The organism is Streptomyces sp. Edi2 (genome assembly GCF_040253635.1).
Lineage (GTDB): Bacteria > Actinomycetota > Actinomycetes > Streptomycetales > Streptomycetaceae > Streptomyces.
Genome location: NZ_JBEJGX010000003.1, coordinates 3431909 through 3444878 on the forward strand (window position 1 = coordinate 3431909; position 12970 = coordinate 3444878).

Here is a 12970-nt window from a genome sequence, read left to right on the forward strand (position 1 = left end):
ACTATGAAGTTAACCAACCCGGCAAAAACACAGGTCGTTACTTCAGAACCTACACAGTGGACGCGAGCAACTGAGGACAAGCCCTCGGCCTATTAGTACCAGTCAACTCCACCCGTTACCAGGCTTCCATATCTGGCCTATCAACCCAGTCGTCTACTGGGAGCCTTAACCCCTCAAAGGGGGTGGGAGTACTCATCTCGAAGCAGGCTTCCCGCTTAGATGCTTTCAGCGGTTATCCTTTCCGAACGTAGCCAACCAGCCATGCCCTTGGCAGGACAACTGGCACACCAGAGGTTCGTCCGTCCCGGTCCTCTCGTACTAGGGACAGCCCTTCTCAATACTCCTACGCGCACAGCGGATAGGGACCGAACTGTCTCACGACGTTCTAAACCCAGCTCGCGTACCGCTTTAATGGGCGAACAGCCCAACCCTTGGGACCGACTCCAGCCCCAGGATGCGACGAGCCGACATCGAGGTGCCAAACCATCCCGTCGATATGGACTCTTGGGGAAGATCAGCCTGTTATCCCCGGGGTACCTTTTATCCGTTGAGCGACGGCGCTTCCACAAGCCACCGCCGGATCACTAGTCCCTACTTTCGTACCTGCTCGACCCGTCAGTCTCACAGTCAAGCTCCCTTGTGCACTTACACTCAACACCTGATTGCCAACCAGGCTGAGGGAACCTTTGGGCGCCTCCGTTACTCTTTAGGAGGCAACCGCCCCAGTTAAACTACCCACCAGACACTGTCCCTGATCCGGATCACGGACCCAGGTTAGACATCCAGCACGACCAGAGTGGTATTTCAACAATGACTCCACAACCACTGGCGTGGCTGCTTCAAAGTCTCCCACCTATCCTACACAAGCCGAACCGAACACCAATATCAAGCTATAGTAAAGGTCCCGGGGTCTTTCCGTCCTGCTGCGCGAAACGAGCATCTTTACTCGTAATGCAATTTCACCGGGCCTATGGTTGAGACAGTCGAGAAGTCGTTACGCCATTCGTGCAGGTCGGAACTTACCCGACAAGGAATTTCGCTACCTTAGGATGGTTATAGTTACCACCGCCGTTTACTGGCGCTTAAGTTCTCAGCTTCGCCACACCGAAATGTGACTAACCGGTCCCCTTAACGTTCCAGCACCGGGCAGGCGTCAGTCCGTATACATCGCCTTACGGCTTCGCACGGACCTGTGTTTTTAGTAAACAGTCGCTTCTCGCTGGTCTCTGCGGCCACCACCAGCTCAGAGTGCAAGACTCATCACCAGCAATGGCCCCCCTTCTCCCGAAGTTACGGGGGCATTTTGCCGAGTTCCTTAACCATAGTTCACCCGAACGCCTCGGTATTCTCTACCTGACCACCTGAGTCGGTTTAGGGTACGGGCCGCCATGAAACTCGCTAGAGGCTTTTCTCGACAGCATAGGATCATCCACTTCACCACAATCGGCTCGGCATCAGGTCTCACCCTGCATGTCATCCGGATTTGCCTAGATGACGGGCTACACCCTTACCCCGGGACAACCACCGCCCGGGCTGGACTACCTTCCTGTGTCACCCCATCGCTTACCTACTACCACCTTGGATCGGCGGCTCCACCACGTCCCTTTGTCCGAAGACTCCAGGCCGGCTTCACGGCCTTAGCATTAATGGATTCGATACTGGGCGTTTCAAAGCGGGTACCGGAATATCAACCGGTTGTCCATCGACTACGCCTGTCGGCCTCGCCTTAGGTCCCGACTTACCCTGGGCAGATCAGCTTGACCCAGGAACCCTTAGTCAATCGGCGCACACGTTTCCCACGTGTGTATCGCTACTCATGCCTGCATTCTCACTCGTGAACCGTCCACAACTCGTTTCCACGGCTGCTTCACCCGGCACACGACGCTCCCCTACCCATCACAGCCTCCGTTGGGAGTATTACTGCAATGACACGACTTCGGCGGTGTGCTTGAGCCCCGCTACATTGTCGGCGCGGAATCACTTGACCAGTGAGCTATTACGCACTCTTTCAAGGGTGGCTGCTTCTAAGCCAACCTCCTGGTTGTCTCTGCGACTCCACATCCTTTCCCACTTAGCACACGCTTAGGGGCCTTAGTCGATGCTCTGGGCTGTTTCCCTCTCGACCATGGAGCTTATCCCCCACAGTCTCACTGCCGCGCTCTCACTTACCGGCATTCGGAGTTTGGCTAAGGTCAGTAACCCGGTAGGGCCCATCGCCTATCCAGTGCTCTACCTCCGGCAAGAAACACACGACGCTGCACCTAAATGCATTTCGGGGAGAACCAGCTATCACGGAGTTTGATTGGCCTTTCACCCCTAACCACAGGTCATCCCCCAGGTTTTCAACCCTGGTGGGTTCGGTCCTCCACGAAGTCTTACCTCCGCTTCAACCTGCCCATGGCTAGATCACTCCGCTTCGGGTCTTGGGCACGCTACTCAACGCCCTATTCGGACTCGCTTTCGCTACGGCTTCCCCACACGGGTTAACCTCGCAACATACCGCAAACTCGCAGGCTCATTCTTCAAAAGGCACGCAGTCACGACTGCATGTGCAAGCACATACAGCGACGCTCCCACGGCTTGTAGGCACACGGTTTCAGGTACTATTTCACTCCGCTCCCGCGGTACTTTTCACCATTCCCTCACGGTACTATCCGCTATCGGTCACCAGGGAATATTTAGGCTTAACGGGTGGTCCCGCCAGATTCACACGGGATTTCTCGGGCCCCGTGCTACTTGGGTGGTTCTCAAACGAGCCGCTAATGTTTCAGCTACGGGGGTCTTACCCTCTACGCCGGACCTTTCGCATGTCCTTCGCCTACATCAACGGTTTCTGACTCGTCTCACAGCCGGCAGACTGCAAAAGAGAACTCCCACAACCCCAACCACGCAACCCCTGCCGGGTATCACACGTGACTGGTTTGGCCTCATCCGGTTTCGCTCGCCACTACTCCCGGAATCACGGTTGTTTTCTCTTCCTGCGGGTACTGAGATGTTTCACTTCCCCGCGTTCCCTCCACACTGCCTATGTGTTCAGCAGCGGGTGACAGCCCATGACGACTGCCGGGTTTCCCCATTCGGACACCCCCGGATCAAAGCTTGGTTGACAGCTCCCCGGGGCCTATCGTGGCCTCCCACGTCCTTCATCGGTTCCTGGTGCCAAGGCATCCACCGTGCGCCCTTAAAAACTTGGCCACAGATGCTCGCGTCCACTGTGCAGTTCTCAAGCAACGACCAGCCACCCGTCACACACCCTTACCAGGATGCTTCACCGGGGCCGGCATCGCGAAGGTCCAGACTCAACGGTCCGTACCCTCAGATACCCAACAACGTGCCCGGCCCACTCCATCAATCCCCACGTTCCACGCCGAAGCAGTACTAGTGACAACCAACCGAGTGTGCCGAATAGTCAACGTTCCACCCATGAGCTAACCACCGTCGGACGTTTGCCGACGTAGTGGCTCTGGACAACCTTGCGGCTGCCTAGATGCTCCTTAGAAAGGAGGTGATCCAGCCGCACCTTCCGGTACGGCTACCTTGTTACGACTTCGTCCCAATCGCCAGTCCCACCTTCGACGATTCCCTCCCACAAGGGGTTGGGCCACCGGCTTCGGGTGTTACCGACTTTCGTGACGTGACGGGCGGTGTGTACAAGGCCCGGGAACGTATTCACCGCAGCAATGCTGATCTGCGATTACTAGCAACTCCGACTTCATGGGGTCGAGTTGCAGACCCCAATCCGAACTGAGACCGGCTTTTTGAGATTCGCTCCACCTCGCGGTATCGCAGCTCATTGTACCGGCCATTGTAGCACGTGTGCAGCCCAAGACATAAGGGGCATGATGACTTGACGTCGTCCCCACCTTCCTCCGAGTTGACCCCGGCAGTCTCCTGTGAGTCCCCATCACCCCGAAGGGCATGCTGGCAACACAGAACAAGGGTTGCGCTCGTTGCGGGACTTAACCCAACATCTCACGACACGAGCTGACGACAGCCATGCACCACCTGTACACCGACCACAAGGGGGCGCCTGTCTCCAGACGTTTCCGGTGTATGTCAAGCCTTGGTAAGGTTCTTCGCGTTGCGTCGAATTAAGCCACATGCTCCGCTGCTTGTGCGGGCCCCCGTCAATTCCTTTGAGTTTTAGCCTTGCGGCCGTACTCCCCAGGCGGGGAACTTAATGCGTTAGCTGCGGCACGGACGACGTGGAATGTCGCCCACACCTAGTTCCCAACGTTTACGGCGTGGACTACCAGGGTATCTAATCCTGTTCGCTCCCCACGCTTTCGCTCCTCAGCGTCAGTATCGGCCCAGAGATCCGCCTTCGCCACCGGTGTTCCTCCTGATATCTGCGCATTTCACCGCTACACCAGGAATTCCGATCTCCCCTACCGAACTCTAGCCTGCCCGTATCGAATGCAGACCCGGGGTTAAGCCCCGGGCTTTCACATCCGACGTGACAAGCCGCCTACGAGCTCTTTACGCCCAATAATTCCGGACAACGCTTGCGCCCTACGTATTACCGCGGCTGCTGGCACGTAGTTAGCCGGCGCTTCTTCTGCAGGTACCGTCACTCTCGCTTCTTCCCTGCTGAAAGAGGTTTACAACCCGAAGGCCGTCATCCCTCACGCGGCGTCGCTGCATCAGGCTTTCGCCCATTGTGCAATATTCCCCACTGCTGCCTCCCGTAGGAGTCTGGGCCGTGTCTCAGTCCCAGTGTGGCCGGTCGCCCTCTCAGGCCGGCTACCCGTCGTCGCCTTGGTAGGCCATCACCCCACCAACAAGCTGATAGGCCGCGGGCTCATCCTTCACCGCCGGAGCTTTCCACCACCAGACCATGCGGTCGGTAGTCGTATCCGGTATTAGACCCCGTTTCCAGGGCTTGTCCCAGAGTGAAGGGCAGATTGCCCACGTGTTACTCACCCGTTCGCCACTAATCCCCTCCCGAAGGAGGTTCATCGTTCGACTTGCATGTGTTAAGCACGCCGCCAGCGTTCGTCCTGAGCCAGGATCAAACTCTCCGTGAATGTTTACCGGTAATCCGGTGAACACACACGAGAGCGGAACAACCAGACGGAATAAGTCCGGTCGTTCACAGCGTCCTCGCTGTGTGTGCCACCCCGACCGCATGGGCCGTGGTGGACTTTTTCAAAGGAACCTCATCTCCCGGAAGTTTCCGGTCGACGGGGTATCAACATATCTGGCGTTGACTTTTGGCACGCTGTTGAGTTCTCAAGGAACGGACGCTTCCTTTGTTCCTGTTTCACCAGGATCTCCGGGCGCTTCCCTTCGGTCTTGCGTTTCCGACTCTATCAGATCCTTGCGGGCCCGATTTTCGCCGGTGCGTTTCCGCCTTTCGGCTTCTTCGCGTTTCCAACCTTACCAGATCCGTTTCCGTCTCCGGCCCCGTGTTGGAGCGGGTCGACCGTCCGGCTTTCGCTTTCCGGCCTTTCCGACTCTAGCAGACCCGATTTCGTTCCGTTGCCGGTCCGAATTCGTTTCCGCTTCCCGTCGGACGGGAGTGCCTTTTGGCTTTTCCGACTTTATCAGAAGGGATTCGGTCGAATTAATCGACCGGGGCTTCCGGTAAGTGGTCGGTTGCGCCTCGCCGAAGAGAGATTCCGGCCGAAGCGGAGAAGATGCTAACCGTCGCGGATGAACTTGTCCAGTTCGTTGCAACCGTTCAAATCTACCTCCCCCTGGTGCTCGTGTCAACGGGCGCCTGGGGCGAAGAGGAGATTAGCAGGCCAGCGGGGCTCGATGCACATCACGCGGCGGTCGGGACGGTGGCTTCGCGGTCGGTGAGGTCGACGTCGCCGGTGGCTCCGGCACGTACGGCGCGGCCGCCCAGGATGTAGACGTAGAGGAGGAAGGCGAGTTCGGCGGCGATGCCGATGCCGATGCGGGCCCAGGTGGGCAGGCCGGAAGGGGTGACGAAGCCTTCGAGGGCGCCGGATATGAAGAGCACCGCGGCGAGTCCGATGGCGACGCCGAGGGCGGAGCGGCCTTCCTGGGCCAGGGCGGTTCGGCGGGTGCGGGGGCCCGGGTCGATGAGGGTCCAGCCCAGGCGAAGGCCGATGCCGGCCGCGATGAAGACAGCGGTCAGTTCGAGGAGGCCGTGCGGAAGGATCAGCCCGAGGAAGGTGTCGAGGCGGCCGGCCGAGGACATCAGGCCGATGCCGACGCCCAGATTGAGCATGTTCTGGAAGAGGATCCACAGGACGGGGAGGCCGGCGAAGGCTCCGAGGACCAGGCACAGGGCGACGGCCTGGGCATTGTTCGTCCATACCTGGGCGGCGAAGGACGCCGCGGGATGGCTGGAGTAGTAGGTCTCGTACTCGCCGCCGGGGCGGGTCATGTTGCGCAGGTCCTCCTGGGCGCCGATCGCCGCCTGGACGTCGGGGTGGGCGGCGATCCACCAGCCGAGGAGGGCGGCGACCGCGGTGGAGAGGATCGCGGTCGGGATCCACCAGTGGCGCAGGCGGTAGACCGCTGCGGGGAAAGCCGTGGTGAAGAAGTGGGCGGTGTCGCGCCAGGAGGCCTTGCGGGCGCCGGTGACCGTACTGCGGGCGCGGGCCACGAGAGAGGTGAGGCGGCTGGTCAGCACCGGGTCCGGGGCGCTGGAGAGGAGGAGGGAGAGGTGGGTGGTGGTGCGCTGGTAGAGGGCGACCAGTTCGTCGGCCTCGGCTCCGGTGAGGCGGCGTTTGCGGTGGAGCAGGGTGTCGAGGCGGTCCCATTCGGCGCCATGGGCCGTGACGAAGACATCGAGGTCCATGTGGTGTCGCTCCTCGCAGCGCCGTGGGTGGGGGCCGGATCAGCTTGGCAGACTAGCGGTGTCCGGCGTGGGGTGGGCGGGACATCGGGGAGCGAGAGGGAGTGAGCGCGGCGTGAGTGGACTCGTCACGGGTGAAGCGGTGGTGCTGGGGCTGCGGCCGGCCAGGCTCCCGAGCCGGGGGCTGGCGGTGGCCGTCGATGTGGCGGTGGCCTGGGCGGTCTACCTCGGCGCCTCACTGCTGCTGTTGAGCGCGACATCGTCGATGGACAGTGCGGCGGTGGCGGCCGTATCGGTGGCGACGTTCGTACTGGTGCAGGTCGGCATACCCATCGTTATCGAGACGCTGAGCCATGGCCGGTCGCTGGGGAAGCTGGTCTGCGGACTGCGGGTCGTACGGGAGGACGGCGGGCCGATCCGGTTCCGGCATGCGCTGGTGCGCGGGGCGATGGGGGCCATCGAGATCGTGATGACCATGGGGGTGGTGGCGGCCGTCGCCTCCCTGCTGTCGGCGCGGGGACGCAGGTTGGGGGATGTGTTCGCGGGGACGTTGGTCATACGGGAGCGGATGCCTGTGGCGGAGGCGGGGACGGCGCTGCCGCCTCCGCCGTCGTGGCTGGTGGCGGAGGTCGGGGCGCTGGATCTGTCGCGGGTGCCCGATGGGTGGTGGCTGACGGTGCGGCAGTACCTGACGCGGATGGGGCAGCTCGATCCGGAGGCCGGCGGGGCGATGGCGGGGCGGCTGGCCGAGGATCTGCGGGAGTTCACCGGGGTGCCGGGGCCGGCGGGGGTGCATCCGGCGGCGTATCTGGCGGCGGTGGTCGGGGAACGGCAGGCGCGGGAGTCGCGGCGGGTGTTCGGGGCGGCAGTGGTGGCCGGAGGGACGGTGGCGGCGGCGACGGCGACGGCGACGGCGACGGCGACCGACAGCGGTACGGCAGGGGACGGCGGTGTGGCTGGGGCGGGCGGTACGACGGCCGTGGGCGGGGCGGTTTGCGGTGTGGGCGTTGCCGACGGTGGGGGTACTCCCGGCGGTGGGGGCGTTGCGGGCCGTGGGGAGTTTTGGCGGGGTGAGTCGGAGGAGTCTGTTCGGCCTGTGGGAGTGGCGGGGGATGTCGCGTCGTCGGGTAGGGCAGGGGGCCCGGGGACAGCGGGAGACCTGGGGACGACGGGGGGCCCAGGGACGGCAGAGGGCCCCGGGGCGGCCGGGAATGCGGTGTCGTCGGGCTCGGCGGCGGTGTCGGCGGCTCCGGCAGGAGGCTGGGCACCGCCCGGGGGTGGGGCGGGGGCTCCCGGGGGCGGGAGTGGTGCCGCGGTCAGGGACGAGTGGGCGCAGGCGCGTCAGGACGGTGCGGGGGCGCTCGGGGGGCCGGAGCGGCGAGAGCGTCGGGGTGATGAGGAGAGTGGTGGAGCGGGGAGGCTGCCGCGTACGGGGTTTGCGCCGCCGGTGTGATGCCGCCGGTGCGAGGGGGATGTGAGAAGCCGGTCGGCGGGTGGGCCCGCCCGGTGTCCGGGCGGTTGGTGCCGGCTCGGACGACCTGGCGTGGGCGGTGGCCGGGGCCGGGCGCGCTCCGCGTTGTGCCGTGGCAGGTCGTGGCGTGCCGTGGCAGGTCGTGGACAGGGCCTGCCACGAGCAGGAGTGAAGGGCCTGCCGTCACGGGTCTGCCGTCACGCCTGCCTCGACGGGTGAGAGGCGGGTGACGGGCGGAGATCGCGGAGCAGCGTTTCAGGGGAACGTCGACGGTGGGGATTCGAGGGATTCGAGTTCGATGCCGGGGGCGGAGAGGACCACGTCGCCGGCGATGTGGACGGTGTGCTGTTCGCCGGTCTCCAGGTCGTTGACCTGGTATTCGTCGGCGATGAGGGGGGCGTTGTCAGTGGCGTGTGGTGTGCTTTTCAGCAGGGCCCAGGACTGGTCGAGCGTGCGGGGGGCGAGGACGGGGGGTGTGAAGGCCACGAGGCGGGTGCGGACGGCACCGGCACCGAGGGCGGGGCGCAGGAGGCGCGCGGTGGCGATGAGGAATGCGGGGGACGCGCCGGTGAAGGCGTGGGCGGGGACGTTGCCTTCGGTGGCGTGTTCACCGGTCGGGTCGGTACGGACCCAGGTGACGCCCTCCAGGGCGGCGCCGCGGACCTGCCAGGCGGAGGCGTGGAGTTCGAGGCGGATAGGCCGGCCGAGTTCGTCGAGGGTGAGGTCGACGGAGCCGGCGTGGTCTCCGGAGGGGGTGACGATCTGGGAGACATAGCGCCAGCCCGAAGGGCCGGTGGCGCAGTGGAAGTGCTCTTCACCGAGGGGGGTGTGATCGTGCGGGTCGTGGAGCGAGTAGTGGCCGCGGGGCATAGGGGATCGAGTCCTTCGGGCGGCGACGTGCCGGTGAGTCGGGGGCGGCGGGTCTGTCCGGGGTCCTCATGGGCCAGGCCCCCGCCGTGAGGGGCGAGGGCCTGGGATCACCTGCTGCTGTGGGGAGCACCAGCGGTCAGCGGGGCCGACCGGTTGGTGATCGCCCGCTGGAGCCGGCTCAGTAGCGGTAGTGGTCGGGCTTGTACGGGCCCTCGACCTGGACGCCGATGTAGGCGGCCTGCTCGGGACGCAGCTCGGTGAGCTTGACGCCCAGCGCGTCGAGGTGGAGACGGGCCACCTTCTCGTCCAGGTGCTTGGGCAGCACGTAGACGTCGGTGGGGTACTCCTCGGGCTTGGTGAACAGCTCGATCTGGGCCAGCGTCTGGTCCGCGAACGAGTTGGACATGACGAAGGAGGGGTGACCGGTGGCGTTGCCCAGGTTGAGCAGGCGGCCCTCGGACAGCACGATCAGGACCTTGCCGTCCGGGTGGGTCCAGGTGTGGACCTGCGGCTTGACCTCGTCCTTGACGATGCCCTCGAGCTTCGCCAGGCCGGCCATGTCGATCTCGTTGTCGAAGTGACCGATGTTGCCCACGATCGCCTGGTGCTTCATCCGCGCCATGTGCGACGCCATGATGATGTCCTTGTTGCCGGTCGTGGTGACGAAGATGTCGGCGGTCTCGACGACGTCCTCGAGGGTGGTGACCTGGTAGCCGTCCATCGCGGCCTGCAGGGCACAGATCGGGTCGACCTCGGTGATGATGACCCGGGCGCCCTGGCCGCGCAGGGACTCCGCGCAGCCCTTGCCGACGTCGCCGTAGCCGCAGACCACGGCCGTCTTGCCGCCGATCAGGACATCGGTGGCACGGTTGATGCCGTCGATGAGGGAGTGACGGCAGCCGTACTTGTTGTCGAACTTCGACTTCGTCACGGCGTCGTTCACATTGATCGCCGGGAAGAGCAGGTCCCCGTCCCGGTGCATCTCGTACAGACGGTGCACGCCCGTCGTGGTCTCCTCGGTGACCCCGCGGATCTCGGAGGCCAGGTTCGTCCACTTCTGCGGGGCCTCGTCGAGCGTGCGGGTCAGCAGCTCCAGGATCGAGCGGTGCTCGTCGCTCTCCGCGGTCTCCAGCGCCGGGACCTTGCCGGCCTTCTCGTACTCGACGCCCTTGTGGACGAGGAGGGTGGCGTCACCACCGTCGTCGAGGATCATGTTCGGGCCGCCGGTGGGCGAGTTCGGCCAGGTCAGCGCCTGCTCCGTGCACCACCAGTACTCCTCCAGCGACTCGCCCTTCCAGGCGAAGACCGGGATGCCCTGGGGGTCGTCCGGGGTGCCGTTCGGGCCGACCGCGATGGCCGCGGCGGCGTGGTCCTGGGTGGAGAAGATGTTGCAGGACGCCCAGCGGACCTCGGCGCCCAGGGCGGCCAGGGTCTCGATCAGGACGGCGGTCTGCACGGTCATGTGCAGGGAACCGGTGACCCGGGCACCGGCCAGCGGCTGGGCGGCGGCGTACTCCTTGCGGATCGCCATCAGGCCGGGCATCTCGTGCTCGGCGAGGGTGATCTCCTTGCGGCCGAAGGCGGCGAGGGACAGGTCGGCGACCTTGAAGTCCTGGCCGGTGGCTGCTGTCGTCATGCGGGCTGCTCCTCGAGCGTCGAGGTGGATGGGCTGGCAGTCTGCGGCGCGGGCCGGGGCCCCAGTGGTGACCGGGGCGCATACGAGCGTACGCGGAAGTGGACGCACCCCTCCCGTCGGCCGCAGCGCAGTCCGTCGGAGGCCCTCTCTCCCTCGGCCGGTCCGCGGTGCGGGCCGACCGACCGCCATCAGCAGCGACGTCTGGCACTGGTCACGAATCTACACCGATCGGCCCGGTGAACCCCAGCCAGGAGGGGCCGGGGCGGGTGCGGTGCCGGTCGGGGTGGGGCGGCGGGGTGGGCGTGGATTCCGGGGTGGGGCGCCTTTGCGCGGCGGCGCGACCGTGGGCCCCTGAGGGGGCGCTCGTGCTTCTCCGGGGCGCCAGTAGGGGGTGGGGCGAACAGATCCCGTAGGGGGTGCGTGGGCCCCCTACGGGCCTTGAACGCGGTGGTCCGGAGGCGGTATTCCGGTGGCTCACTGCACAATCGACGGGCCGTGGCCGTAAGGCCGTGGTCGGTAAGGCCGTGGTCGGTAAGGCCGTGGTCGGTAAGGCCGTGGTCGACGGCCGTGGTCGCTGGGCCGAGGTGTGGGGCCTCGGTCAGTAGACCGTGTTGTGGGGTCGGGGTCATTGGACCGTGGGCGTTGGGCCGCGACCGACGGGCGTGATCGATGGGCGCGTAGTCGATAGACCGCTACCCACGGCCGTGGCCGACGGGACCGTGGCCGATAGACCGCAACCGACGGGCCGTGGTCGACAGGCCATGGCCGACGGGCGTGAGCAGCATGGGTGAGCGATGGGCGTGGTCGATGGGCGTGATCGGTAGGGCGGGTGCCGTACGGAGAAGGCCCCCGCGCTCGGCGGGATTCGCCAGGAGTGCGGGGGCCGCTTGTTCACGGGGAGGTGCCGGGGCTGCCGCCGGTGCCTACCCGGGGCTCAGCCCGCACCGACCGTGACTGCCGTGAGGCTCAGGCCCACCGCCGGCGCCTACCTGGGGCTCAGGCCCCGCCGACAGTGACCGCCGTGGAGCTCAGGCCCCCGACGGTGACCGCCATGAGGCTCAGGCCGCCGATGGTGACCGCCGTAGGGCTCAGGCGCCGCCCGGGGTCTTTGACGGGTCGGCGCCGGCGGCGGCTGTGGCCTCGTTGTAGATGTCCGGCTCCAGGTAGATGACCCGGGCGATCGGTACGGCCTCGCGGATGCGGGCCTCGGCGGCGTTGATGGCCTGGGCGATCTGGGTGGCGGTGTCGTCGTGCTGGACCGCGATCTTGGCGGCGACCAGCAGCTCCTCGGGGCCGAGGTGGAGGGTGCGCATGTGGATGACGCGGGTGACGACCTCACCGTCGACGACCGCCTCGCGGATCTTGGCGAGCTGCTCGGGGCCGGCCGACTCGCCCAGCAGCAGCGACTTGGTCTCGGCGGCCAGGACCAGGGCGATCACCACCAGCAGAGCACCGATGCACATGGTGCCGATGCCGTCCCAGATGCCGTCGCCGGTGGCGAGGGTGAGGCCGACGCCGCCCAGCGCGAGGACCAGACCGACCAGCGCGCCGAAGTCCTCCAGCAGCACGACCGGCAGCTCGGGGGCCTTGGCGCGGCGGACGAACTGGGTCCAGGTCTGCTTGCCGCGCAGCTCGTTGGACTCCTTGATCGCCGTACGGAAGGAGAAACCCTCGGCGATGACCGCGAAGACCAGGACGCCGACCGGCCAGTACCAGTTGTCCAGCGCGTGCGGCTCGTGGATCTTCTCGTAGCCCTCGTAGAGCGCGAAGACGCCGCCGATGGTGAACAGGACGATGGAGACGAGGAAGCCGTAGATGTAGCGCTCGCGGCCGTAGCCGAAGGGGTGCTCGGCGGTTGCCGCGCGCTTGGCCTTCTTGCCGCCGAGCAGCAGCAGGCCCTGGTTGCCGGAGTCCGCGATGGAGTGCACACCTTCGGCCAGCATCGAGGACGAGCCGCTGAAGGCGAAGGCCACGAACTTCGCTGCGGCGATCGCCAGGTTGGCGCCCAGCGCCGCAACGATCGCCTTTGTCCCGCCTGATGCGCTCATAAGTGCCGCATGTCCCTTCCGTCGTCCGGCCTTTACCGCCGCTTTAATGCTGCGCCGGTCATTGTTGCAGCACTGCGCCGGGCGTCCGCCAGGAGGCCACCTGGCGGACGGTTTGCGGCGCCCGGGGGCCGTTTCCGGCACTCCGGGGGCGGTCTCCGGCGCCTAATGGGCGG

At 65.2% G+C, this 12970-nt stretch carries 5 protein-coding genes and 2 rRNA genes; 1 reads left to right on the top strand and 6 read right to left on the bottom strand.

Annotation, left to right across the window (positions count from 1 at the left end; all coding sequences use genetic code 11):
• Window positions 1-72: 72 nt before the first annotated feature.
• The 3 genes from ABR737_RS18405 to ABR737_RS18415 form a co-directional block, all read right to left on the bottom strand.
• Window positions 73-3195 (bottom strand): 23S ribosomal RNA (locus ABR737_RS18405).
• Window positions 3196-3498: 303 nt separating this feature from the next.
• Window positions 3499-5027, bottom strand: a 16S ribosomal RNA gene (locus ABR737_RS18410).
• Together the 16S and 23S rRNA genes form the textbook arrangement of a ribosomal RNA operon.
• Before the next feature lie 740 nt (window positions 5028-5767).
• Window positions 5768-6775, bottom strand: a complete 1008-nt coding sequence (locus tag ABR737_RS18415; protein WP_350251250.1) for a stage II sporulation protein M — start codon at window positions 6773-6775, stop codon at window positions 5768-5770.
• Between the two features lie 112 nt (window positions 6776-6887).
• On the opposite strand from ABR737_RS18415, the gene ABR737_RS43930 reads away from it, so the two are divergent.
• Window positions 6888-8225 (top strand): RDD family protein, encoded by a 1338-nt coding sequence (locus ABR737_RS43930; protein ID WP_502964339.1) that lies wholly within the window; start codon window positions 6888-6890, stop codon window positions 8223-8225.
• A 273-nt stretch (window positions 8226-8498) separates the two neighbouring features.
• Here ABR737_RS43930 and ABR737_RS18425 read toward each other — a convergent pair whose 3' ends face one another.
• The 3 genes from ABR737_RS18425 to ABR737_RS18435 form a co-directional block, all read right to left on the bottom strand.
• Entirely contained in the window at window positions 8499-9113 is a 615-nt protein-coding gene (locus tag ABR737_RS18425) for a hypothetical protein (protein WP_350251251.1), read from the bottom strand.
• Window positions 9114-9291: 178 nt separating this feature from the next.
• Window positions 9292-10749 carry an adenosylhomocysteinase gene (ahcY, locus tag ABR737_RS18430; protein ID WP_350251252.1) on the bottom strand — a complete coding sequence of 486 codons (1458 nt, stop codon included), beginning with the start codon at window positions 10747-10749 and terminating at the stop codon, window positions 9292-9294.
• 1088 nt (window positions 10750-11837) lie between these two features.
• Window positions 11838-12797 (bottom strand): cation diffusion facilitator family transporter, encoded by a 960-nt coding sequence (locus ABR737_RS18435; RefSeq protein WP_350251253.1) that lies wholly within the window; start codon window positions 12795-12797, stop codon window positions 11838-11840.
• Between the last annotated feature and the right edge of the window lie 173 nt (window positions 12798-12970).